This window comes from Streptomyces hydrogenans, assembly GCF_014656075.1.
GTDB classification, from domain to species: Bacteria; Actinomycetota; Actinomycetes; order Streptomycetales; family Streptomycetaceae; genus Streptomyces; species Streptomyces hydrogenans.
Genome location: NZ_BNBS01000037.1, coordinates 27,739 through 51,608, shown reverse-complemented (window position 1 = coordinate 51,608; position 23,870 = coordinate 27,739). Strand labels below are relative to the sequence as shown.

General features: G+C 74.5%; 22 protein-coding genes. 15 read left to right on the top strand and 7 right to left on the bottom strand.

Annotation, left to right across the window (positions count from 1 at the left end):
• From IE321_RS17695 to IE321_RS17645, 11 genes are read left to right on the top strand one after another with little or no spacing between them, the layout of a single operon-like run.
• Positions 1-1,212, top strand: a complete 1,212-nt coding sequence (locus IE321_RS17695) for a glycosyltransferase (RefSeq protein WP_043225259.1) — start codon at positions 1-3, stop codon at positions 1,210-1,212.
• Positions 1,209-2,444, top strand: coding sequence for a class I SAM-dependent methyltransferase (locus IE321_RS17690; RefSeq protein WP_190223612.1), 1,236 nt, complete (start codon positions 1,209-1,211; stop codon positions 2,442-2,444). The genes IE321_RS17695 and IE321_RS17690 overlap by 4 nt, the downstream gene beginning before the upstream one ends.
• Positions 2,441-3,235, top strand: coding sequence for a glycosyltransferase family protein (locus tag IE321_RS17685; RefSeq protein ID WP_043225256.1), 795 nt, complete (start codon positions 2,441-2,443; stop codon positions 3,233-3,235). The genes IE321_RS17690 and IE321_RS17685 overlap by 4 nt, the downstream gene beginning before the upstream one ends.
• A complete protein-coding gene (locus IE321_RS17680; RefSeq protein WP_190223611.1) occupies positions 3,232-3,879 on the top strand; it encodes a PIG-L deacetylase family protein in 648 nt (215 codons plus the stop codon). Before IE321_RS17685 ends, IE321_RS17680 begins: the two co-directional genes overlap by 4 nt.
• Positions 3,880-3,882: 3 nt before the next feature.
• Positions 3,883-4,908 carry an NAD-dependent epimerase/dehydratase family protein gene (locus IE321_RS17675; RefSeq protein WP_190223610.1) on the top strand — a complete coding sequence of 342 codons (1,026 nt, stop codon included), beginning with the start codon at positions 3,883-3,885 and terminating at the stop codon, positions 4,906-4,908.
• A complete protein-coding gene (locus IE321_RS17670) occupies positions 4,905-6,179 on the top strand; it encodes a DUF4910 domain-containing protein (RefSeq protein ID WP_190223609.1) in 1,275 nt (424 codons plus the stop codon). Before IE321_RS17675 ends, IE321_RS17670 begins: the two co-directional genes overlap by 4 nt.
• 5 nt (positions 6,180-6,184) lie before the next feature.
• Entirely contained in the window at positions 6,185-7,477 is a 1,293-nt protein-coding gene (locus tag IE321_RS17665) for an MATE family efflux transporter (protein WP_190223608.1), read from the top strand.
• Positions 7,474-8,421 (top strand): glycosyltransferase family 2 protein, encoded by a 948-nt coding sequence (locus IE321_RS17660; RefSeq protein ID WP_043225250.1) that lies wholly within the window; start codon positions 7,474-7,476, stop codon positions 8,419-8,421. Before IE321_RS17665 ends, IE321_RS17660 begins: the two co-directional genes overlap by 4 nt.
• A complete protein-coding gene (locus IE321_RS17655; protein ID WP_226652932.1) occupies positions 8,418-9,635 on the top strand; it encodes a polysaccharide pyruvyl transferase family protein in 1,218 nt (405 codons plus the stop codon). The genes IE321_RS17660 and IE321_RS17655 overlap by 4 nt, the downstream gene beginning before the upstream one ends.
• On the top strand, positions 9,632-10,183 hold the full coding sequence (gene rfbC / locus IE321_RS17650) for a dTDP-4-dehydrorhamnose 3,5-epimerase (RefSeq protein ID WP_190223607.1): 552 nt from the start codon (positions 9,632-9,634) through the stop codon (positions 10,181-10,183). The genes IE321_RS17655 and rfbC overlap by 4 nt, the downstream gene beginning before the upstream one ends.
• Positions 10,184-10,190: 7 nt before the next feature.
• Positions 10,191-11,516 (top strand): glutamate-1-semialdehyde 2,1-aminomutase, encoded by a 1,326-nt coding sequence (locus IE321_RS17645; protein ID WP_043225247.1) that lies wholly within the window; start codon positions 10,191-10,193, stop codon positions 11,514-11,516.
• A 12-nt stretch (positions 11,517-11,528) separates the two neighbouring features.
• Here the strand turns inward: IE321_RS17645 and IE321_RS17640 are convergent, their stop codons facing one another.
• Genes IE321_RS17640 through IE321_RS17630 form a run of 3 tightly spaced genes read right to left on the bottom strand, consistent with a single transcriptional unit; the run spans position 11,529 to position 14,236 of the window.
• Positions 11,529-12,194 carry a phosphatase PAP2 family protein gene (locus IE321_RS17640; protein WP_190223606.1) on the bottom strand — a complete coding sequence of 222 codons (666 nt, stop codon included), beginning with the start codon at positions 12,192-12,194 and terminating at the stop codon, positions 11,529-11,531.
• A gap of 54 nt (positions 12,195-12,248) precedes the next feature.
• Positions 12,249-12,941, bottom strand: coding sequence for a response regulator (locus IE321_RS17635; protein WP_043225245.1), 693 nt, complete (start codon positions 12,939-12,941; stop codon positions 12,249-12,251).
• The gene (locus IE321_RS17630) at positions 12,938-14,236 is read right to left on the bottom strand and encodes a sensor histidine kinase (protein ID WP_190223605.1); all 1,299 of its coding nucleotides are present in this window, start codon (positions 14,234-14,236) and stop codon (positions 12,938-12,940) included. The genes IE321_RS17635 and IE321_RS17630 overlap by 4 nt, the downstream gene beginning before the upstream one ends.
• A gap of 213 nt (positions 14,237-14,449) precedes the next feature.
• On the opposite strand from IE321_RS17630, the gene IE321_RS17625 reads away from it, so the two are divergent.
• The 4 genes from IE321_RS17625 (at position 14,450) to IE321_RS17610 (ending at position 18,897) form a co-directional block, all read left to right on the top strand.
• Positions 14,450-15,181: an ABC transporter ATP-binding protein gene (locus tag IE321_RS17625; RefSeq protein WP_043225243.1), complete on the top strand. Its 732-nt coding sequence runs from the start codon at positions 14,450-14,452 to the stop codon at positions 15,179-15,181.
• Positions 15,178-17,547: an ABC transporter permease gene (locus IE321_RS17620; RefSeq protein ID WP_190223604.1), complete on the top strand. Its 2,370-nt coding sequence runs from the start codon at positions 15,178-15,180 to the stop codon at positions 17,545-17,547. The genes IE321_RS17625 and IE321_RS17620 overlap by 4 nt, the downstream gene beginning before the upstream one ends.
• A 183-nt stretch (positions 17,548-17,730) precedes the next feature.
• The gene (locus tag IE321_RS17615) at positions 17,731-18,372 is read left to right on the top strand and encodes an HdeD family acid-resistance protein (RefSeq protein WP_043225241.1); all 642 of its coding nucleotides are present in this window, start codon (positions 17,731-17,733) and stop codon (positions 18,370-18,372) included.
• Positions 18,373-18,438: 66 nt separating this feature from the next.
• Positions 18,439-18,897, top strand: coding sequence for an SHOCT domain-containing protein (locus IE321_RS17610; protein ID WP_190223603.1), 459 nt, complete (start codon positions 18,439-18,441; stop codon positions 18,895-18,897).
• A gap of 54 nt (positions 18,898-18,951) precedes the next feature.
• Here the strand turns inward: IE321_RS17610 and IE321_RS17605 are convergent, their stop codons facing one another.
• From IE321_RS17605 to IE321_RS17590, 4 genes are all read right to left on the bottom strand, one after another.
• Positions 18,952-20,394 (bottom strand): cellulose binding domain-containing protein, encoded by a 1,443-nt coding sequence (locus IE321_RS17605; protein WP_190223602.1) that lies wholly within the window; start codon positions 20,392-20,394, stop codon positions 18,952-18,954.
• Between the two features lie 75 nt (positions 20,395-20,469).
• Entirely contained in the window at positions 20,470-22,038 is a 1,569-nt protein-coding gene (locus IE321_RS17600) for a beta-N-acetylhexosaminidase (RefSeq protein WP_190223601.1), read from the bottom strand.
• 51 nt (positions 22,039-22,089) lie between these two features.
• Positions 22,090-22,944 carry a carbohydrate ABC transporter permease gene (locus IE321_RS17595; protein WP_190223600.1) on the bottom strand — a complete coding sequence of 285 codons (855 nt, stop codon included), beginning with the start codon at positions 22,942-22,944 and terminating at the stop codon, positions 22,090-22,092.
• The gene (locus IE321_RS17590; protein WP_190223599.1) at positions 22,941-23,867 is read right to left on the bottom strand and encodes a carbohydrate ABC transporter permease; all 927 of its coding nucleotides are present in this window, start codon (positions 23,865-23,867) and stop codon (positions 22,941-22,943) included. The genes IE321_RS17595 and IE321_RS17590 overlap by 4 nt, the downstream gene beginning before the upstream one ends.
• Between the last annotated feature and the right edge of the window lie 3 nt (positions 23,868-23,870).

Here is a 23,870-nt window from a genome sequence, read left to right as displayed (position 1 = left end):
ATGCATGTCCTTGTGGTGCACAACCGCTACTCCTCGGCGCAGCCGAGCGGGGAGAACAGGGTCGTGGACGAGGAGGTGGGGCTGCTGCGGGCGGCCGGCCACCGGGTCGAGCTGTTCGAGCGGCGCAGCGACACCATCGCCGGCCGGTCGCTGCTCGGCAAGGCGGCGGTGCCGTTCCTCGTGCCGTGGAACCCGGCGGTCCGCACCGAGCTGGCCGCGCGGCTGCGGGCCGACCGGCCGGACGTGGTGCACGTCCACAACGTCTTCCCGCTCCTGTCGCCAGCGGTGCTGGCCGCCTGCGCGGACGCGGGGGTGCCGGTCGTCGCCACGCTGCACAACTACACGCAGGTGTGCCCGCCCGGCACGCTGCACCGCGACGGCCGGGAGTGCGGCGAGTGCGTCGGGCCGCGGGCGCCGCTGCCCGCCGTCCGGCACGGCTGCTACCGGAACTCGCGCCTGGCGACGGTGCCGCTCGCGGTCGGCCTTGCGGTCAACCGGCGGCGCTGGTGGACGGGGGTGGAGCGGTTCTTCTGCATCTCGGCGGCGCAGCGCGACGTGCTGGTGCGGTCCGGGATGCCGGCCGAACGGCTCGTGGTGAAGCACAACTTCGTGCCGGACCCGGGGCCGGTGCGGTCGGGCGGCGGTGACCACGTGCTCTACCTGGGCCGGCTCGCGGAGCCGAAGGGCGTGCGGCTGCTGATGGCCGCGTGGGACGTGCTGGCGGCGCGGGGCGGTGCCGGGGTGCCGCTGGTGATCGCCGGCGCGGGGCCGCTGGACCGGGAGGTGGCCGCCTGGGCGGCGGACCGGGACGACGTGCGGTACGTCGGTCTGTACGACCCGGAGCAGTGCCGGGAGGCCGTCGCCCGCGCGGTCGCCGTGGTGGCGCCCTCGCTGTCCCTGGAGACCTTCGGGCTGGTGGTCGCGGAGGCGATGGCGGCCGGGGTGCCGGCCGTCGCCGCCGGTCACGGCGCCTTCGTGGAACTCGTCGAGGACGGGGTGACCGGGCTGCTGCACCGCCCGGGCGACCCGGCCTCGCTGGCGTCCCGGATCCGGGAGGTCACGACCGACCCGGCCCGGAGCCGGGAGATGGGCCGGGCGGCCCGCCTCCGGTACGAGCAGGCGTTCAGCCCGGCCGTCGGGCTCGAACGGCTGGTGGAGGAGTACCGCGCCGCGATCGCGGGGCGGACGGAATCGATGGGGGGCAGTAAATGACACGGTGCCGACTCTGCGGCTCGACGGCGCTGGGGAGCGTCGTCGACCTGGGGGCCACCCCGCCGTGCGAGAGCTTTCTCGCCGCGGACCAGCTGGACCTGCCCGAGCCGGCGTACCCGCTGCACCTGCGGGTGTGCACCGACTGCTGGCTGGCGCAGATCCCGCCGCTGATCACGCCGGAGGAGACGTTCACGCAGTACGCGTACTTCTCCTCGTACTCGACGTCCTGGGTGGAGCACGCGCGGAGGTTCGTCGACGGCGCGGTGGAGCGGGTGGGGCTGGGGCCCGGCGCGTTCGTGGTGGAGGTCGCCAGCAACGACGGGTACCTGCTCCGGCACGTGGTGGACCGGGGGATCCGCTGCCTCGGCATCGAGCCGTCGGTGAACGTCGGCGCGGCGGCGCGGGAGGCGGGCGTGCCCACGGTGACGGAGTTCCTGTCGCCGGAGACCGGGGCGGAGGTCCGGGCCGGGCACGGCCCCGCGGACCTGGTCGTGGCCAACAACGTGTACGCGCACATCCCCGACGTGGTCGGCTTCACCCGGGGGCTGCGCGCGCTGGTCGCGGACGACGGCTGGGTCTCCATCGAGGTGCAGCACCTGCTGACGCTGATCGAGGAGAACCAGTACGACACCATCTACCACGAGCACTTCCAGTACTACACGGTCGCGTCCGCGATCCGGGCCCTGGCGAGCGGGGGGCTCGCGCTGGTGGACGTCGAGCTGCTGCCGACGCACGGCGGGTCCATCCGGCTGTGGGCCCGGCCCGCCGAGGCGGCGGGCGAGCCGAGCGCGCGGGTGACCGACGTCCTGGACCGGGAGAAGGCCGCCGGGCTCCAGGAGCTGTCCGGGTACGCCGAGTTCTCCGCGCGGGTCGCCAAGGTGCGCCGGGACCTGCTCCGGTTCCTGGTCGAGGCGGCCGAGCGCGGCGAGACGGTCGTCGGCTACGGCGCTCCGGGCAAGGGCAACACCCTGCTCAACCACTGCGGCATCCGGCCCGACCTGCTCGCGTACACCGTCGACCGGAACCCGTACAAGCACGGCAGGTTCACCCCCGGCACCCGGATCCCGGTGCTGCCGCCCGAGCGGATCGCCGCCGACCGGCCGGACTACGTGCTGGTGCTGCCGTGGAACCTGCGGGACGAACTGGTGGAGCAGCTGTCCTACGTGCACGAGTGGGGCGGCCGCCTGGTCTTCCCCATCCCGGAACTGAGCATCGTCGAGGTGACGCGATGAAGGTCGTCCTGTTCTGCGGCGGTTACGGGCTGCGCATGCGCGCCGGCGCCTCCGACGACATGCCCAAGCCGATGGCGATGGTCGGACCCCGGCCGCTGATCTGGCACGTGATGCGCTACTACGCCTACTTCGGGCACAAGGAGTTCATCCTGTGCCTGGGCTACGGCGCCCACCACATCAAGGACTTCTTCCTGAACTACGAGGAGACGACGTCCAACGACTTCGTGCTGCGGGGCGGGCGGACCGAGCTGCTGTCCACCGACATCGCCGACTGGACGATCACCTTCGCGCAGACCGGCATCGAGTCGCCGATCGGGGAGCGGCTGCGCCGGGTGCGCCACCACCTGGACGGCGACGAGATGTTCCTCGCCAACTACGCGGACGTGCTCACCGACGCCCCGCTGCCGGAGATGATCGACCGCTTCGCGCGGCGCGACGCCGGCGCGTCGATGATGGTGGTGCCGCCGCAGTCCTCCTTCCACTGCGTGGACCTGGCCGAGGACGGTCTGGTCGGGGGCATCACGCCGGTGAGCGACCTGCCGCTGTGGGAGAACGGCGGCTACTTCGTGCTGCGCCAGGAGGTCTTCGACCACATACCCGAGGGCGGGGACCTGGTCGCCGACGGCTGCGCGGGGCTGGCCAAGGAGGGCCGGCTGGTGGCGCACCGGCACCGCGGCTTCTGGAAGCCGACCGACACGGTGAAGGAGAAGGCCGCGCTCGACGAGGCGTACGCCCGGGGCGACCGTCCGTGGGCCGTGTGGGAGCGCGACGGCGCGGCGGTGGGCGTGTGATCGGGCTCGGGACGCGTCCCCTGGAGCGGGTCGTCGCGGTCGGCGCGCACTGCGACGACATCGCCATCGGCGCGGGCGGCACGCTGCTGACGGTCTGCCGCGCGCGGCCGGGCGTCCGTGTCGACGCGCTGGTGCTGTCCGGCGGGGGCGGCGAGCGGGAGCGGGAGGAGCGGGCCGCGCTCACGGCCTTCTGCCCGGGGGCCGACCTGCGGCTGACCGTGCTCAAGCTGCCGGACGGCCGGTTGCCCGCGTACTGGGACGAGGCGAAGGCGGCGGTCGAGGAGCTGCGCGCGACGACGGAGCCGGACGTGGTGCTGGCGCCGCGCACGGCCGACGCGCACCAGGACCACCGGGGGCTGGCGCGGCTGATCCCGACCGCCTTCCGCGACCACCTCGTGCTCGGCTACGAGATCGTCAAGTGGGACGGCGACCTCGGCCGCCCGAACGCGTACCAGCCGCTGACGCCGGAGACCGCCGAGGACAAGGTGCGGCTGCTCCAGGAGCACTACGCCTCGCAGCGGCACCGGCCCTGGTACGACCGGGAGGCCTTCCTCGGCCTTGCCCGGATCCGCGGCATCGAGTGCCAGGCGCGCTACGCCGAGGCGTTCGACGTCACCAAACTCACTCTCGACCTGGGGGAATGAATCGTGCGCGTACTGCTGACCGGACACCAGGGCTACCTGGGCACCGTGATGGCCCCGGTCCTCGAAGCCGCCGGGCACGAGGTCGTCGGCCTCGACTCCGGGCTCTTCGCCGACCACGTCCTCGGCCCGTCGCCCGTGGACCCGGCCGGGCACCGGGTGGACCTGCGGGACGTCACGGCCGAGCACGTCGCCGGGGTGGACGCCGTGATCCACCTGGCCGCGCTGTCCAACGACCCGCTGGGCTCGCTGGCGCCGGAGCTGACCTACGACATCAACCACCACGCGTCGGTCCGCCTGGCGCGGCTGGCCCGTGACGCCGGGGTGCGGCGCTTCCTGTACGCGTCGACGTGCTCGGTGTACGGCGCCGCGGGCGGCGACGAGCTGGTGGCCGAGGACGCGCCGCTGCGCCCGGTGACGCCGTACGCCGAGTCCAAGGTGCGCGTCGAGGACGACCTGCACGCGCTCGCCGACGCCGACTTCAGCCCGGTGTACATGCGCAACGCCACCGCCTTCGGCTTCTCCCCCCGGCTGCGCGCGGACATCGTGCTGAACAACCTGGTGGGCCACGCGCTGCTGTCCGGCGAGGTCCTGGTCCTCTCCGACGGCACGCCCTGGCGTCCGCTGGTGCACGCCGCCGACATCGCGGAGGCGTTCGGCGCCGCGCTGACGGCACCTCAGGAGGCGGTGCACGACCGGGCGTTCAACATCGGCAGCGAGATCAACAACGTGACGGTCGCCGAGATCGCCGAGCAGGTCGCCGAGGCGGTGGAGGGCTCGAAGGTGGTGATCACCGGCGAGACCGGCGCCGACCCGAGGTCGTACCGCGTGGACTTCTCCCGCTTCCGGGCCGCGGTCCCCGGCTTCGACTGCGCGTGGACGGTGAAGCGCGGCGCGCTCGAACTCGCCGACGCCTACCGCGCGCACGGCCTGACCCGGGAGGCCTTCGAGCGGAGCCACACCCGGCTGGCCGTGCTCCGCGCGGCCACCGAGAGCGGTGCCGTCGACGACACCCTGCGGTGGCGCCGATGACGACGCCCGGCGAGGAGATGCACGCGCTGGTGGAGCGGCTGTACCCGCTGTGCCGGAGCATCACCGGCGACGGGGTGCGCGCCACCCTGGACATCGTCGGCGAGTACATCCCGCTCCAGGTGCACGAGGTGCCCACGGGCACCCGGGTGCTGGACTGGACGGTGCCGCAGGAGTGGAACATCCGGGACGCGTACGTCGCCGACGCCTCCGGGCGGCGGGTCGTCGACTTCGCGGCGTCCAGCCTGCACGTGCTGGGCTACAGCGTCCCGGTGGCCGCCACCCTGCCGCTGTCGGAGCTGCGCGGGCACCTGCACACCCTGCCGGAGCACCCGTCCTGGGTGCCGTACCGCACCAGCTACTACACGCCGGAGTGGGGCTTCTGTCTGGCACAGGAGACCCTGGACGCGCTGCCGGACGGCGACTACGAGGTGCGGATCGACTCCACGCTCGCCGACGGGCACCTCACCTACGCCGAGCACGTGGTGCCCGGTGAGGTCGCCGACGAGGTGATCGTCTCCTGTCACGTGTGCCATCCGTCGCTGGCCAACGACAACCTGGCGGGCGTCGCGGTGGCGGTGCACCTCGCCCGGGAGCTGGCGGAGCGGACGCCGTACCACACCTACCGGTTCGTCTTCGCCCCCGGCACCATCGGGGCGATCACCTGGCTGGCCCGCAACGCGGAGCGGATCGACCGGGTCAAGCACGGGCTCGTGCTGGCCTGCGCGGGCGACCGGGGCCGGCTGACGTACAAGCGGAGCAGGCGCGGCGACGCGGAGATCGACCGGGTGATGCGGTACGTCCTGGAGGCGTCCGGACGGCCGCACCACATCAAGGAGTTCACGCCCTACGGCTACGACGAGCGGCAGTACTGCTCGCCCGGGTTCGACCTCGGCGTGGGCTCGCTCAGCCGGACGCCGTACGCCGGCTACCCCGAGTACCACACCTCGGCGGACAACCCGGACTTCGTCTCCCCGGAGGCGATGGAGGACACCCTCGCCGTGTGCCGCGAGGCGTTCGCGGTGCTCGACCGCGACCGGCGGTACCTCAACCTCAGTCCGTACGGCGAACCGCAGCTGGGGCGGCGGGGGTTGTACGACTCCCTGGGCGGCCGCAGCGACGCGAAGCAGGCGCAGATGGCGATGCTGTGGGTGCTCAGCCTCTCCGACGGCGAGCACGGTCTGCTGGACGTCGCCGAGCGGGCCGGGCTGCCGTTCGACACCGTCGCCGACGCCGCCGACGCGCTGCGCGCCGCCGGGCTGATCAAGGCGTGAGGCCGGTGACCACCGAGAAGGAGGAGAAGACGGCGGCGCCGGCCGGATCCGGCCGGCGGGCCCTGGCCGGCCGGCTGTCCTGGGGGCTCGCCGACCAGGCGGCCTCCAGCGTGTCCAACTTCGCGGTGGGCGTCTACGTGGCGCGTTCGCTGGGCGTGACCGCCTTCGGCGTGTTCAGCCTCGCCTGGGTGACCTACGGCGTGGTGCTGAACGTCTCCCGCGGAGTGGCCACCGATCCGCTGGTGGTGCGGTTCAGCGGGGTGCCGGAGGCGTCCTGGCGGGCGGCGGTGGCCCGGTCGTCGGGCGCCGCGCTCGCCGTCGGCGCCATCGTCGGGGCGGTGTGCCTGGCGGCCGGGCTCGCCCTCGGCGGCCCGGTGGGGTCGGCGTTCGCCTGCCTCGGCGCGGTCCTGCCGGCGCTGCTGCTCCAGGACGCCTGGCGGTTCGCGTTCTTCGCGGCGGGCGACGGGCGGAAGGCGTTCGTCAACGACGTCGTGTGGGGCGTCGCGCTCGTCCCGGCCATGGTCGTGGCGGCCCGCGCGGGCAGCGTCGCCGCGTTCGTGCTGGCCTGGGGCGCGTCCGCGGCGGTGGCCGCCGCCTACGGCCGCGTCCAGTCCGGCATCGTGCCGCGGCCGTCCCGGGCGCTCGGGTGGCTGCGCGAGCAGCGCGACCTCGGCTCCCGCTACCTCGTCGAGAACGTCAGCCTCAGCGGCGCGGGCCAGCTGCGGGCCTACGGCCTGGGTGCGCTCGCCGGGGTCGGCGCGGTGGGCGCGGTCCGGGGCGCCGAGCTGCTGCTCGGCCCGTTCCTCGCCGTCCTGATGGGACTGTCGCTGGTCACCGTCGCGGAGGCGGCCCGGGTCCTGAAGCGGGCGCCGGACCGGCTGGGCCGGTTCTGCCTGCTGCTGGGCGGCGGGCAGGCCGTCGCCGCGCTCCTGTGGGGCGCCGCGCTGCTCCTCGTGCCGGACCGGGCCGGCGGTCTGGTGCTCGGCGACGTCTGGGGCACCGCCTCCGCGCTCATCGTGCCCGCCACGCTCGGGGTCGCGGGCGCCGGCCTCGGCACCGGCGCGGCGGCCGGGCTGCGCGCGCTCGGCGCGGCCCGGCGCAGTCTGCGCGCCCAGCTCTTCGCCTCCGCCTGCTACGCCGCCGGCGGACTCGGCGGGGCCGCCGCGGGCGGCGCGGTCGGCTCCGCCTGGGGCGTCGCCGCGGCGACGCTGGCCAGTTCGACCGTGTGGTGGGTCCAGCTGCGGTCCGCCCTGCGCGAGCACCACCAGAACCCGAACAGTGAAGTGAGGACACCATGACCGCCCGACCCCGGCTCAGCATCGGCCTGCCCGTGTACAACGGCGAGGAGTACCTCGCCGAATCGCTGGAAGCCCTGCTCGGCCAGACCTACGAGGACTTCGAGCTGGTCATCTCCGACAACGCCTCGACCGACGGCACCCAGGACATCTGCCGGTCCTACGCCGCGCGGGACGGCAGGATCCGGTACCTCCGGCTGCCCCGGAACATCGGCGCCGCCCCGAACCACAACTACGTGTTCACCCAGTGCCACGGCGAGCTGTTCAAGTGGGCGTCGCACGACGACCTGTACGCCCGGGACCTGCTGCGGCGCTGCGTGGAGGCGCTCGACGAGCGGCCCGAGGTGATCCTGGCCCACGCCGACCAGGCGGTCATCGACGGCGACGGCCAGGTGAAGGTGCCGTACGCGTACGGCCTCGCGACCGCCTCCCCGCACGCGCCGGTGCGCTTCCGCAGCATGCTCTTCGAGCCCGGTGGCGACGACTTCTACGGCGTGATCCGGGCGGACGTGCTGCGGCGGGTGAAGCCGCACGACAGCTACCACCACGCGGACCGCACCTTCGTCAGCGAGATCGGGCTCCACGGCCCCTTCCACCAGGTGCCGGAGCTGCTGTACTTCCGCCGCGACCACCCGACCCGCGCCGAGCGGGCGAACCCGTCCAAGCGCTCCCGGTGCGTCAACCTGGACCCGCGCCGGGCCGGCCCGCTGCACCCCACGCCCCGGCTGCTCGCCGAGTACGTCTGGGGGTTCGTCGCGGCGATCCGGCGGGCGCCGCTGTCCCCGGCCGACCGGCGCGCCTGCTACCGGCACCTGGTGGACTGGGCGGCCAGCCGGGCCCGGCCGGGTGCCGGCGAGCGGGTCGAGGACCGGGCACCGGTCGACCCGGCCCAGCTGTCCGTCTCCGTCGACGCGCTCGTCGCCGGGCGCGAGGGACGGGGGCGGTGAGCGCGGTCCGGGTGGGGGTGTTCGGCCTGCTCGGCTCCGGCAACCTCGGCAACGACGGTTCCCTGGAGGCGGTGCTCGGGTACCTGCGCGCCGTGCACCCCGAGGCGGTCGTCGACGCGCTGTGCGGCGGCCCCGAGGCGGTCACGGCCCGGTACGGCATCCCCGCGACGCGGCTCCACTGGTACCGCGGGGAGTACCGGACCGCGTCCCGTGCCGGGGCGGTCGCGGGGAAGGGCCTGGGCAAGCTGGTGGACGCCGTCCGGACCGCCGCGTGGGTGCGCCGGCACGACGTGGTGATCGTGCCGGGCATGGGCGTCCTGGAGGCCACGCTGCCGCTGCGGCCGTGGGGCTTCCCGTACGCCCTCCTCCTGCTCTGCGCGAGCGGCCGGCTGGCCCGTACCCGGGTCGCGCTGGTCGGGGTGGGGGCCGCCCCGATCCGCAACCGGGCGACGCGGACCCTGGTGCGGTGGTCGGCGCGGCTCGCCGCGTACCGGTCGTACCGGGACGAGCAGTCCCGTGACGCGCTGCGGGCGATGGGCGTGGACACCGCGCGCGACGAGGTCTACCCCGACCTCGCCTTCGCCCTGCCGACGCCGCCCTCCCCCGCCCCCGCCGGGCCGCCGGGGACGGTCTGCGTCGGCGTCATGGCCTTCCACGGCGGCGACGACGACCGGGCCAGGGCCGAGGAGATCCACCGCCGCTACCTCGACGGGACGACCCGCTTCGTGCGCGCCCTGGTGGCGGACGGCCGGCGGGTCCGGCTCGTCACCGGCGACGCGTGCGACGCGCCCGTGGTCGCCGCGATCCTCGACGCGGTGGACTCGCCACTGGTCAGCGCGGCCGACGCGGCATCGCTGGCCGGGCTGATGGAGGAGATGGCCGCCGCCGACACCGTGGTGGCGACCCGCTACCACAACCTGGTGTGCGCGCTGAAGGTCGGCACGCCGACGCTCGCGCTCAGCTACGCGGCCAAGAGCGACGCGCTCATGGCCCGGATGGGGCTCGACGCCTACTGCCATCCGGCCCGGGAGGTCGACGCGGACCGGCTGCTCGACCAGTTCCTGGAACTGGAGAAGCGGGCGGCGGAGCTGCGGCGGACCCTGACCGGGCGCAACGCGGACGCCGCCCGGCTGCTCGACCGGCAGTTCACCGCCCTGACCGCGGCCCTGTTCCCGGCCGCCGACCACGTCCCAACCCCGCGGGAGACCCCATGAAAGCGACCGAAGTCCCCGAGATCGACGGCGCCGTCCTCTTCGAGCCGACGCCGCACGCCGACGAACGCGGCTTCTTCTGCCGCACCTTCGACGCCGACGTCGTCCGCTCGGTGGGCCTCGACCCGGACGCCTTCGTGCAGGACAGCCTGTCCCGCTCGGCGCGGGGCGTGGTGCGCGGACTGCACCTGCGCTCCGGCGCCGGCGAGGCCAAGCTGGTGCGCTGCTCGTACGGCAGGGTCTTCGACGTCGTCGTGGACCTGCGGCCGGACTCCCCGACCTTCCGGAACCGGGCCTTCTTCGAGCTGTCCGGCGAGACGCAGGCGACCCTCTACATCCCGGCGGGGTGCGCGCACGGCTTCCAGGCGTTGACCGACACCGCCGACACCTCGTACCGGATCGACCGCCCGCACGATCCGGCCGAGGACGTGACGATCGCCTTCGACGACCCCGAACTGGCCGTCCCCTGGCCGCTGCCGGTCACCTCGGTGTCCCGCCGGGACCGGGAGGCGCCCGGCCTGACCGAGGCCCTGAAGCGGATGGAGGGCTGAGGCCGGCATGAGCACCGAAGAGTTCGCGCTCCCCCGGTCGCGCGCGGCCAACGAACGTCTGCACGCCCTGATCCCCGGGGGCGCGCACACCTACGCCAAGGGCGACGACCAGTACCCGGAGGACCTCGCCCCGGTCATCAGCCACGGCCGGGGCGCCCACGTGTGGGACGTCGACGGCAACCGCTACATCGAGTACGGCTCCGGGCTGCGGTCGGTCAGTCTCGGCCACGCCCACCCGCGCGTGGTCGAGGCGGTGCGGCGGGAGCTCGACCGCGGCAGCAACTTCGTCCGCCCGTCCGTCCGCGAGATCGAGGCGGCGGAGACCTTCCTGGCCACGGTGCCGACGGCGGAGATGGTGAAGTTCGCCAAGAACGGCTCCGACGCCACCACCGCCGCGGTGCGCCTCGCCCGCGCCGCCACCGGACGCCCGCTGGTGGCGCTCTGCGCCGACCACCCGTTCTTCTCGGTCGACGACTGGTTCATCGGCACCACCCCGATGGCGGCGGGCATCCCGGCCGCCACCACCGACCTCACCGTGACCTTCCCGTACGGCGACCTGGCCGCCACCGAGGAGCTGCTCGCCCGGCACCCGGACGAGATCGCCTGCCTGATCCTCGAACCCGCCACCCACTCCGAGCCGCCGCCCGGCTATCTCGCCGGGCTGCGCGAACTCGCGGACAGGCACGGGTGCGTCCTCGTCTTCGACGAGATGATCACGGGCTTCCGCTGGTCCGAGGCGGGGGCCCAGGGCCTGTACGGGGTCGTCCCCGACCTCTCCACCTTCGGCAAGGCGCTGGGCAACGGCTTCGCCGTCTCCGCGCTGGCAGGACGGCGCGCACTGATGGAGCGGGGCGGGCTGCGCCACTCCGGCGACCGCGTCTTCCTGCTGTCCACCACGCACGGCGCGGAGACGCACGCGCTGGCCGCCGCCATGGCCGTGCAGCGGACCTACGTCGAGGAGGGCGTCACCGCGCGGCTGCACGCCCTCGGCGAGCGGCTGGCCGCGGGGGTCCGCGCGGCGGCGGCGTCCATGGGCGTCGCCGACCACGTCGTCGTCCGGGGCCGGCCCAGCAACCTGGTCTTCGCCACGCTGGACGGTGCGGGGCGGCCGTCGCAGGAGTACCGGACCCTCTTCCTGCACCGGCTCCTCGCGGGCGGGGTCCTCGCCCCGTCGTTCGTGGTGAGCGGCGCGCTCACCGAGGAGGACGTCGACCGGACCGTCGACGTGGTGGCCGGGGCGTGCGCGGTCTACCGGAAGGCGCTGGACGAGGCCGACCCGGCCGCCTGGCTGACGGGCCGGCCGGTGAAGCCGGTCTTCCGGCCCCGGGCCTGAGGCGACGCCCCGTCAGCGTCCGTCCAGGCGCGCGGTGTCGGCGACGCGGTCGACCAGCCACGCGGTCGCCGGCACCACCGCCAGCGCGGTGAACCATCCGCCGAGGACGTCGGTCGGGTAGTGCGCGTCCAGCACGATCTGGGCCCAGCCCATGACGGCGCCGGCGGCCGTCCCGGCGGCGAGCACGAGGGACGGGCCGGCCGTCCGCCCGAGGCCGAGCCGGCCGGTCACGAGCAGCGCCGTCACGAGCGCGTACGCGGTGAGGAAGGCGGTGTGCCCGCTCGGGAAGGCGAGGTACCCGCCGTGGATGGTCCGCCCCACCACGGACTTGAGCACCGTGGTCGCCACGACGGCCGTACCGGCCCCGGCCACCACGAGCACCGCCGCGCGGGGCCGCCGCAGCAGCAGACACCCCGTCACCGTGCCCAGGACGAGCGCCGCCGCACCCACCGGCTCCCCCAGGAAGTCCACGGCCTCGGCGAAGGCCCGCCAGGACGCCCCCACCCCGCCCAGCAGCGCCCGGACCCGCGCGTCGACCCTCCCCGGTCCGCTGTCCCCGCCGTACAGGACCCCGAGCCCCGCGACCACGAGCGCGGCCAGCGCCGCCACCGCCCCGAGCCGTCCCCGCACCGGCCCGGGCAACACCCCGCGCCCCGGACCCGCTTCCGTACCGGCCATCTGCACGCACCTCCCCCTCCCCGGCCACCCTAGCCACCGCGCGGGCGGCCCGGGTCAGGACCGGTCCTCGGTCCGCTCCTCCGGAGTACCCGTGCTCACCAGGCCCGTCTCGTAGGCGACGATGACGGCCTGGACCCGGTCCCGGAGGCTCAGTTTGGCGAGGATGCGGGCGACGTGGGTCTTGACGGTGGCCTCGGCCAGGTGGAGGCGGGCGGCGAGTTCGGCGTTGCTCAGTCCGCGCGCGAGGAGGGTGAGGACCTCCACCTCCCGGGGGGTGAGGGCGGCGAGGTCGCGGTGGAGGGCGTCGGCGTCGCCGCCGCGGCGGGTGAAGCGCTGGACGAGGCGGCGGGTGATGGCGGGGGCGAGGAGGGCGTCGCCGGTGCGGACGGTGCGGACGGCCGCGGTCAGCTGCTCGGGGGTGACGTCCTTGAGGAGGAAGCCGCTGGCTCCGGCGGAGAGGGCGGCGTAGACGTACCGGTCGAGGTCGAAGGTGGTCAGGATGATGACGCGGGGCGCGTCGGGGACGCCGGTGAGGATCCGGCGGGTGGCCTCCAGGCCGTCCATCTCGGGCATCCGCACGTCCATGAGGACGACGTCGGGACGGGTGCGGCGGACGGCGGCGACCGCCTCCGCGCCGTTGGTCGCCTCGGCGACGACGTCGATGCCGTCCGCGCCGAGGATCAGACGGAATCCGGTGCGGACCAGGGTCTGGTCGTCGGCGAGGAGCACACGCGGCGGCGGGGTCAAGACGTCTCCAGGGGGATCAGGGCCTCCACACGGTAGCCGCCGGTCAGGCGCCGGCCCGCGTGCAGGGTGCCGTCGTGGACGGCGAGGCGTTCGCGCAGGCCGATGAGCCCCCGGCCGCTGCCGGTCCCCGCCGCCGGCCGGCCGCCGGTGTCGGTGACCTCGACGCGGAGCCGCTCGGGGCGGTACTCGACCGTCACGGCGGCGGTGGCACCGGCCGCGTGCTTGACGGTGTTGGTCAGGGCCTCCTGCACCACGCGGTACGCGGCGAGTTCGAGCCCCGGCGGCAGGGGGCGCGGCGGGCCGGTCACCGTCAGGGCGACGGGCAGCCCGGCGTCCCGGACCCGGCCGACGAGCGCCTCCAGCTGGTCCAGGCCGGGCTGGGGCGACAGCTCCGGGTGCGCGTCCGGCTCCGCGTCGTCGGGGTCGTCGTCCGCCATGGTGAGCAGGCCCATGACGTGCCGCAGTTCGGTCATGGCCGCCCGGCCGCCGGCCTCGACGGCCAGCAGGGCCTCGCCGGCCTGTTCCGGGGAGGTCCGCATGACGGTGCGGGCGGCCCCCGCCTGGATGATCATCACGCTGACGTTGTGGGTGACGACGTCGTGCAGTTCGCGGGCGATCCGGGCCCGCTCGTGCTCGACGGCCCGGCGCAGCGCCTCCGCCTGTTCGCGCTCCAGGGCGGTGAGCCGGGCGCGGCCCTCGTCCGTCCGGAGCTTCCAGGTGCGCAGGCCGACCGCCGCCACCGCCATCGGCGCCAGGATCAGCAGGGCGATGTACTCGTTGGGGACGATGGGCGTCGTCGCGTTCCCCGAGGTGCCGACGAGGGCGACCGCGACCGGCAGCGCGACCAGCGTCGCCACCCGGTAGGGGCTGTACACGGCGGCGCTGTAGACGGCGATGACGAAGGCGTAGAAGGTCAGCCGCAGCACGCTCTGCGGCGTGGCCAGGGTCGCGGCGGTCACCACGCAGAGCACGGCGAGGGGGTGGCGGCGGCGCAGCGCGAGCGCGCCGGAGGCGAGGGCCGCGAGCGTCACCATGAGGGCCAGTCCGCCGGCTCCCGAGGGGCGCCGCACGATCACGCGCTCCATGCCGGGGGCGATCTCTCGCACCATGACGACGCCGACGTTGTCGATGCCGTAGTAGACGGTCACGGCGCCGAGGAACAGCGCGAGGAGCACGTCGAACCGCCAGGCGCGCGGGGTGGGCCGGGGCGGAGGGCCGCTCGGGCGCCAGAGGTCGCGCAGCGCCCCGCGGGCGGCCTCCCGCAGGCGTTCCGGTGCTGTCCGTGGATCCGTCACCGGTTCATTGTCGCGGTCGCCGTGTCGCCGGGGAGTCCGCCTCCGCGGCCGCTTTCCGCGCGCGGCGTACACCGCTCGCCTACATCGCGGGGATGACGTCCGGCGGGCTGGTCCCGGCGCGGTACGTCAGGGGGTCCGGGCGGCCGACGCGGACGGGACGGGCCCGCTCCTAGCGTGCACGGAGCCCATCGCGCGTATCCGAGGAGTCGTCCCATGACCGAGCCCGTGATCGACCTGTCCGAGGTGAGCCGTCGCCACGACGGCGGGCCGCCCGCCCTGGACCGGGTGTCGCTGACCGTGCGGCGGGGTGAGGCCGTCGCGGTCGTCGGCCCCTCGGGCAGCGGCAAGTCGACGCTGCTCCACCTGATCGCGGGTCTGGACCGGCCCGACGAGGGGACCGTCACCGTGGACGGGGTGCGGGTGGACCGCCTGGGCGAGGCCGGATCGGCGCTCTACCGGCGGGCGAAGGTCGGCATGGTCTTCCAGTTCTTCCACCTGCTCGACGACCTGACCGTCCTCGACAACGTGGTCCTGCCCGCGCGCCTGGCGGGTGCCGCGCGCGGCGCGGCCCGGCGGCGGGCGACGGAGCTCCTGGAGCTGCTGGGCATCGGCCGGCACGGCGGCGCCCTCCCGGGGCGGCTGTCCGGCGGCGAGCGGCAGCGGGTGGCGGTGGCCCGGGCGTTGATGAACCGGCCGGCGCTGCTCCTGGCCGACGAGCCGACGGGGGCCCTGGACACGGCCGCCGGGCAGGACGTGAGCCGGCTGCTCTCCGAGCTCCACGCGGAGGGGCAGACCGTCGTCGTGGTCACCCACGATCCGGCCCTGGCCCGGTCCTGCACGGACCGCACGGTCCGGATCGCCGACGGCCGGATCGTCGAGGACGGCCCGTCCCGGGCCGCCGGCGCGGAGCCCGGGTCGCTCGGCGCGCCGGAGGCCGTCCGATGAGCGCGCTCGGCTCGGTGGTGCGTTCGGGGGTGCGCGGACGCCGGGTGCAGACCCTGGTGATCGCGCTGGCCGCGCTGATCGCGGTGGCCGCGTCCGTCCTCGGCGGCTCGCTCCTGGTGGTGTCGGCCGCGCCCTTCGACGACGCCTTCGCCCGGCAGCGCGGCGCGCACCTGTCGGTGCGGTTCGACGCGGGGAGGGTGGAGGCCGGGCGGCTGGCGGCGTCCGGGCGCGCCGACGGGGTGAGCGGGGCGGCCGGCCCGTTCCGCACGGCGCCGGTCGTGCCGCGGTCGGACGGACCCGGCTCCGGGTGGCCGATGACCCTGGTCAGGCGGGGCGACCCGGGCCGCGCCGTGGACGAGGTGGAGCTGGTCGACGGGCGGTGGCCGGCGCGTCCGGGCGAGATCGCCCTGGCCGCCGGCTCCCCGATCCCACCGGTCCTGGGCGCGTCGATCGCCTTCCCCGACCTGCCCGGCGGCCCCGCCCTGACGGTGGTCGGGGTGGCGCGCTCGGTCACGGACACCGCCGACGCCTGGGTGGTGCCGTCCCAGATGCCCGCGCTCACCGCCCCCGGCGACGACGGCGAGGGGGACGGCAGCGGGGGCTATCAGATGCTGTACCGCTTCACCGAGGCGGCCACGGCCGCCCAGGTCTCCTCGGGCGTCGCGTCCGTGACGGCCGGGCTGCCCCGGGGCGCGGTCCTCGGGCGGCAGTCGTGGCTGACCGTGCGGGAGTCCGTCGCGCGCGACACCTCCGTCTACGTGCCGTTCCTCGTCGCGTTCGGCGCGCTGGGCCTGGTGATGTCCGTGCTCGTCGTCGGGAACGTGGTGGCGTCCGCCGTCGGCACGGCCACGCGCCGCATCGGCGTCCTGAAGGCCGTCGGCTTCACCCCGGGGCAGGTCGTGCGGGCGTACATGGGGCAGGCGCTGGTGCCGGCGGCAGCCGGAACGGCGCTGGGCGTGCTCACCGGCCATCTGCTCGCCGTGCCGATCCTGGCCGAGGCCGGGGAGGCGTACGGCACCTCGTCGCTCGGCGTGGCGCCCTGGGTCGACGGGGTGGTGGTCGCCGGGGTCCTCGGGCTGGTGGCCGTGACGGCGTGGGCGAGTGCCTGGCGGGCCGGCCGGCTGCGGACCGTCGACGCCCTCGCCGTCGGGCGCGCCGCCCCGGCGGGGCGGCCGCGGCGGGCGGCGCGGGCGGTCGGTCGGCTGCCGTTGCCGCAGCCGGTCGCGCTGGGCCTGGCCCGGCCGTTCGCGCGGCCCGCCCGGGCGCTGGCCATGGGCACGGCGGTCCTGTTCGGCACCGTGGCCGTCACCTTCACGGTGGGGATGGCCGGGTCGCTCGGCCGGGTGATGGAGGCCCGGGCCCATGACGCGGCCGATGTCGTCGTGCCCGGGCCCCGGCCGGGCCCCGGTCCCGGCGGGGCGCGCTCCGACGGGCCTCCGAGGGTCGACCCGGCGCTGGTCGCCGGGGCCGTCGAGTCCACCGCCGGCACGGCGCGGCACTACGCCGCCGCGAAGCTGCGGGCGACCGTGGCGGGGGTGAGCGGCATCGTCGACGTCGTCGCCTTCACCGGCGACGCCTCCTGGGGCGGCTACGCGATGGTCGCGGGCCGCTGGATCGAGCGGCCCGGCGAAGCGGTGGTGCCGACGCCCTTCCTGGCCGCGACGGGCACGCGGCTCGGCGACACCGTCACCGTGAACGTACCGGCCGCGCCGGTCACGGTCCGGATCGTCGGCGAGGTGCTCGACCCCCGCAACGACGGGAGGCAGGTCTTCACCGACGCCTCGACGCTCGCGGCGGCGCGCCCCGACCTCTCGGAGTCGAGCCATCACATCGCGGTGCGGCCCGGCACGGACGTGTCCGCGTACGTCGGGGAACTGAACGGGAGGCTGGCGCAGTGGGGCGTCGCCGCGCGGGCCGGCGGGTCGGGCGGGGGAAGCGACATGGTGCTGACGCTCAACGCGCTCTCGGTGAGCCTCACCCTGATGCTCGTGGCCGTCGCCGCGCTCGGCGTCCTCAACGGCGTGCTGCTCGACACCCGGGAGCGGGTCCGGGAGATCGGGGTGCACAAGGCGCTCGGCATGACCCCGCGCCAGACCCTCGCGACGGTCCTCACCTCCGTGGCCGTGACCGGACTGGTCGCGGGCGCCGCCGGGGTGCCGCTGGGGATGCTGCTGCACGGCTGGGTGGTGCCGACGATGGGCGAGGGCGCGGGGCTCCGGTTCCCCGGTTCCGTGCTCGCCGTCTACCACCCGGCGGAGGTGGTGCCGCTGGCCTTCGGCGGACTGGTCATCGCCGGCCTGGGCGCCCTCCTGCCGGCCGGCTGGGCGGCAGGGACCAGGACCGCCACGGCCCTCCGGACGGAGTAGGCGACGGAGCGGGGATCCGGCCGTCCTCCGGTTCGGTAGCCCGCCGCTGACGCTGCGCGAGACAGCCGCCCCCTCGCACGGTACGGTCGATAAGCCACATATAAGGCTTATCGACCGGCTGCCGTCCGGCGCGGGGCCACGGGTTCCCACCGCCGTCGCGGCACCGAGAGGAGAGGAGGAGCGATGACCTCTCCCATGGGCACACGCACACCCCCCGGAGCGTCGGACCCGGAGGAGCAGCTGGCCCGGCTCGCGCGGTCCTGGGTGTGGTTCCTGGGCGGCGCCATCGCCACGCTGGTGCCCGGCATCCTGGCGCTGGTCTGGCCGGAGGCGACCCTCCACGTCCTGGGGGTGCTCGTCGGGCTGTACCTGCTGGTGTCCGGCGGCTTCCGCTTCGTCATGGTCTTCGGCCGCCGCGAGGCGGGCGAACGGCTGGCCGGCCTGCTGGTGGCCGTGCTGTTCGTCCTCGGCGGCGTCCTGTGCCTGCGCAACCCGCTCCAGACGATCGGCGCGCTCTCCCTCGTGGTGGGCGCGGTCTGGCTGGTCTCCGGTGTCGTCACGCTGTACGGCGCCCTCTCGGCCAAGGACCTGCCGCACCGCGGCCTGGTCATCGCGCTCGCCGTCCTCGGCGTCGCGGCCGGGATCGTGGTGCTGGCGATGCCGGCCGAGTCGGCCCGGGTCCTGACCCGGCTGCTCGGCCTCTGGCTCGTCCTGCTGGGCCTGGCCGAGACCGCGCTGGCCCTGGCCTGGCGGTCCGCCCTGCGCAAGGCGGGCCTCACCGACGCGGACGGGCCGGACGGCCCGGACGCCCGCACCCCGGCCTGAGCGCCGGGCGCGGCAGGCGCTGCGGCGCCGCACCGCGGCTTCGCGGTTCCCAGAACGGAGAAGACCATGTACCTGGCCTACGACTACCCGCTGCTCAGCGTGTTCTGGAGCATGCTCTGGTTCTTCCTGTGGATCCTGTGGTTCATCCTGCTGTTCCGGATCATCATGGACATCTTCCGGGACCACGAGATGAACGGGTGGGCCAAGGCGGGCTGGCTGGCCTTCGTCATCCTGCTGCCGTTCCTCGGCGTGCTGGTCTACGTGATCGCCCGCGGCAAGAACATGGGCCGGCGCGAGATCGCCCAGGCACGGGCCCAGCAGCAGGACTTCGACGCGTACATCCGCAAGACCGCCGCGGGCACGGACCGTACAAGCAGCGTCGACGAACTGGCCAGGCTGTCCGAGCTGCGGGCCGGTGGCCACATCACCGACGAGGAGTTCCGCAGGGCGAAGGCCCTCGTCCTGGGCGACGATCCGGCCGCGGCCCCCACGCCGCCCCCGGCGGCGGCCGCGCCCGGACAGTGACGCCGGTGTGAGAAGGGGAGGGACCCGTCGCGGCGGGTCCCTCCCCTTCCGGGTTCAGGACGCCGGGACCTCGTCGACGAAGGTCGTGCCGGCGCCGCGCAGGGCGGCGAGCCTGGCGGTGACCTGCGCGGGGGTGAGGACCTGGTCCTTGACGTGCAGGACGTAGTCGACCTGCTGGTCGTAGGCGCGCGGGGTGGTCGACGTCTGGCCGTTGAGGTCGATCAGCCACTGGTTGAAGTTGATGGACATGGGCCGCTCGGGCAGGTAGGCGGCGTCGTGGGTGCCGAAGACGGCGCCGTCGACGTAGTAGGTGATCCTGCTGTCGTCGATGGTCACGACCAGGTCGTGCCAGCCGGCGAAGCTGGTGCGGCTCTCGCTGTGCTGGTTGACCGCCTGCCAGGGGTCGGGGTTGTAGGTCTCCCAGGAGGTCGTGTAGAGGATGTTGGCCGGCTCGCCCCAGCCGCCGTTGGGCAGGTACTCGAAGTCGTACTCGGCGTAGTCGTCGGCCATCGGGGCCTTGAGGTCGTTGATGGTGAAGAAGGTCTGGACGATCCGGTCGCCGTCCGGACCGTACTTGGGGGCGTCCGAGAACTTGACCCGGGCCGCGTACGTGCCGTTCCTGAACTTGCTCGCCTTGGTGAGGACCTCCGTGTGGGTGGTGCTGGCCCCGGTGCCGGCGCTGGAGGTCTCCAGGTTCATCACCGTGTTGCCGCTCTGGGAGACGAAGGTGACCTTCGAGGGGTCCCAGGTGGCGCCGGGGACACCGGGGCCGCCGGAGTTGGAGCGGACGTTCCAGCCGTGGGCGGCGAGCGCCGGGTCGGTGTGCGAGGTGTAGGAGAAGTCGTCGAAGAGGGTCGCGCCGCCGCCGGGGGGCGGGGTGGTGGGCGGTGTGGTCGGCGGGGTCGTGGGCGGTTCGGTGGGCTCGTTGCCGGCCGGGGCCGTGCCCCACACGTTCACGCCCGCGAGCTGCGCGGTGACCTTGGTCCAGTCGGTGTACGAGGTCGGCGCGCCCTGGAAGGAGTAGTCGTCCCCCTGGGTCAGGGTCTGCCAGTTGGCCTGGTGGAAGCGCAGCTGCATGTCGCCGGTGTCGGCGCCGGGGGCGAGCGACCCCGCCGCGGAGGTGAAACCGATCTCCAGGTAGCGGTCGGCCGTCGCGGTGGGGTTGGCGAGCGTGCCGAAGGTGCCGGTGATGGCCGAGCAGCCCTTGACCGCCCACGAGCAGGCGAAGCGGTACGTGGCGGTCGGGGAGTCCGCCTTGAAGTAGTAGCGGATCTTGACCTGGTTCAGCGCCACGCTCGTGGCGCCGGTGTTGCGCACCTTGAGCCAGGGCTCGCTCTGGTCGGCGGTGGCGCCGGAGGCGCTGGTCCGGTACTGGACGGCGACCCCGCCCTCGGAGGCGGACGCGGTGGTGAGGGGGAAGGTGGCGAGGGCGGCGCTGCCGGCGATCGCGGCCACGGCGAGGGCCGTCCTGGTGCGGCGGGGGGTACGGGTGCTCATCCGACGGGGTTCCTTTCGTTCGCTCCCGCCGGCCGGCGGGAGGGCTCGTGGGGGATGCGGGACGGGCCCGGGCGGTCACGCGGGGGCGGGGTCCCTGAGGGTGTCGTGCGGGACGCCGAGCGCGGTCAGCCGCGCCCGGTGCCCGTCCAGCCGGCTGCGGAAGTCCCTCCAGTCGTCGGCCGGGTGCCAGGCCCGCTCGGCGAGCGCGCACAGGCGGGGAAAGGTGAGGTACTCGATGTGGGCGGGCGTCGGGACGAACTCGGTCCACAGCTGTCCCTGCGCGCCGAGGACCCTCCCGGCGAGTTCCGGCTCGTCCGGCGGCGGCAGCAGCTCGACGTCGTACACGCTCCGCAGGCCCGTGGTGTGCCCCGGCTGCGCGGGCGGCTCGCCCGGGCCGGAGCCGCGGGCGTAGTCGAAGTAGGTGCGCCGGTGGTCGGCGTGGATGACGTCGTGGCCGCGTCGGGCCGCGGCCCAGGCGTGCTCGGGGGTGCGCCAGCTCATGACCGTGCAGGACAGCGGCAGCGTGGCGCCGTCCTCGGCCCAGGCGACCGGGCGGCGGCCGGCCCGGACGACGTGGCCGGCCATCCGGTCCATGAACCAGCCGTGCAGCGCGCGGGGACCGGACAGCCCCTCGCGGGCCGCGCGGGCGACGGCCGCAGGGCTGGACTCCCATTCCCCGGTGGGGACTTCGTCGCCCCCGAGGTGGACGTAGGGGGACGGGAAGACGTCCATGACCTCGTCGAGGACGGTGCGGAAGAAGTCGAGGACGTGGTCGCCGACGCCGAGCACGTTCGCGCACACCCCCCACCGGGTCCACACGTCGAGGCGGCGGTCCGGGTGGTTGCCCAGCTCCGGGTAGGCGGCCAGGGCGGACCGTACGTGTCCCGGCACGCCGATCTCCGGGACGACGGTCACCCCCCGGGCGGCGGCGTAGGAGACGAGTCCGGCGAGTTCCGCGCGGGTGTACGCGCCTCCGTGCGGGCGGCCGTCGAAGCGGTCGCTGCCGGCGGGGCCGACCATCGACTGCGCCCGTCGGCCGCCGACCTCGGTGAGCCGGGGGTGGGCGGCGACCGGCATCCGCCAGCCCTGGTCGTCGGTGAGGTGGAGCTGGAGCACGTTGAGCTTGTGCAGGGCGAGCAGGTCGACGAAGCGGTGCAGGTAGGAGACGGGCTGGAAGTGCCGGGCGACGTCGAGCAGCATGCCGCGCCAGGGGTGCGCGGGCACGTCGGTGATCTCCACGCCGGGCAGTTCGAGGTCCGTGCCGGACGGCCCGGCGAGGGCCTCGTACGGCAGGAGCTGACGGACGGTCTGGACGCCGCGGAGCAGTCCGGCGGGGCGTGCGGCGCGCAGCAGTACGCCCTGTTCGGAGACGGTCAGCCCGTACCCCTCCTGGCCGAGTCCGGTGAGCGCGGGGTCGAGGGCGAGGACGAACGCGCCGTCGTCGGCGGGTTCCAGGCACGGCCCGGTGCCGGTCGCGAGGTAGGCGCGGAGCAGGTCGGCGGCGGTCTCGGCGCCGGGGGCGACGCGCAGGCGGGTGCCGGCGTCGAGGCGGAAGCGGCCGGGGCGGGGGGACAGCCTGCGGGGGCGGGGGACGAGGGTGAGGTCGGGCCGGGCGGGCCGGTGGGCGGGGCGGGGCAGGTCCACGGGGGTGGTCTCCGGTGTTCTGCGGGGGGCACGGGAGGCGGAGGGAGGGGCTCAGCCCTTGACCCCGCCGGCGGTGAGGCCCGAGGTGACGTGGCGCTGGAGGGCGAGGAAGACGATCAGCGCGGGCAGGGCGAAGAGGGTGGAGGCGGCCATGGTGGCCCCCCAGTCGGTGCCGAAGGTGGTCTGGAAGGACGAGAGCCAGACGGGCAGCGTGCGGCTGTCCTGCTGTTTGATGATGAGGAAGTTGGCGTAGGTGAACTCGTTCCAGGCGGTGATGAAGCCGAAGAGCGAGGTGGCCATCAGCCCCGGTGCGAGCAGCGGGAAGGCGATCCGGCGGAAGGCACCGACGCGGGTGCAGCCGTCGACCTGCGCCGCCTCCTCCAGTTCGGGCGGGATGCCGGCGATGAAGCCGCGCAGGACGACCACCGTGAACGGCAGGGTGATCATGAAGTAGACGAGGGTGAGGGTGGGCAGCCGGTCGAGCATGTTCGTGTCGCGGGAGATGATGTAGACCGGGATGACCAGGGACTCCCACGGCGCCATCTGGGCGATGAACACCGCCAGCATGAACTGCCGTCGGCCGCGCCAGCGCAGCCGCGCCACGGCGTAGGCGGCGGCGAGCGCGACGACCAGGGCGAGGAGCACGGCGCTGAGCGTGACCAGGACGCTGTTGCGCCAGAACAGGGCGAAGCCGTCGGCCTGGACCGCCGTACGGAAGTGGTCGAGTGTCCATTCCCGCGGGATCAGGCCGGGTTCGTAGGACTGGATGTCGCGGGACGGCCGGAAGGCCGTCGACACCATCCAGTAGACCGGGAAGAGGCAGACCGTCACGGTCAGGGCGGCCGCCGCGTGGAGCGGGAGCCTGCGGAGCCGGCGCCGGGAGGCGGGCCTGCGGGTCGTGATCACAGGTGCTCGCCCTCCTGGCGGAACAGTTGGCGGAAGTAGAGGACGAGGACACCGCTCATGAGCAGGAGGGTGAGCATGGAGGCGGCCGATCCCAGGTCGTAGCGCTGGTTGGCGAGGGCGGTCTGCACGGCGTAGACGGGCAGGATGGTCGTGGCGTCGCCCGGCCCGCCCCGGGTCATGACCCAGATCTGGACGAACGCCTTGAAGGTCCAGATCACCTCCAGGGAGACCACGAGCATGAAGATCGGCCGGACGAGCGGGAAGGTCACGGAGCGGAAGATCCGCGCGGCGCCGGCGCCGTCGAGGCGGGCCGACTCGTAGAGCTCCTGCGGCACGGTGGTGAGGGCGGAGTAGAGGGTGATGGCGGCGAACGGCACCGACTGCCACACGATGAGGACGACGAGGATGGCGAAGGCGGCGCGGCCGTCGGCGAACCAGGTGTACTCCTCGAAGGAGTCGAAGCCGAGGTCGGTGAGGGTCTCGTTGACGATGCCGAACTGGGAGTGGAACAGCCACTGGAAGACGGTGGTGGCGGCCACGACGGGCACCGCCCACACCAGCACCAGCGAACTCAGGACCACGGTCCGGCCGATCTTCCCGAGCCGTTCGGTCATCAGGGCGACCAGCGTCGCGAGGATCATGATGGCGACGACGTTGACCGCCATGAAGAGGAAGGTGCGGCGGACGACGTCCCAGAACCTGGGGTCGCCCAGCAGGGTCTGGTAGTTGCGCAGCCCCACGAACTCGGCGTCGCCCTTGATCAGTTCGCGCAGCCGGAAGTCCTGGAAGGAGATGAGCAGGGCCCGGCCGAAGGGGTAGAGCAGGAGGTAGAGCATGCCCAGGACCGCCGGTGCGATCAGCAGGTACGGCCCGGGGGCGAAGCGGCGACCGCGGTGCGCGGGCGGGGAGGGTCGGGCGGGCATCGG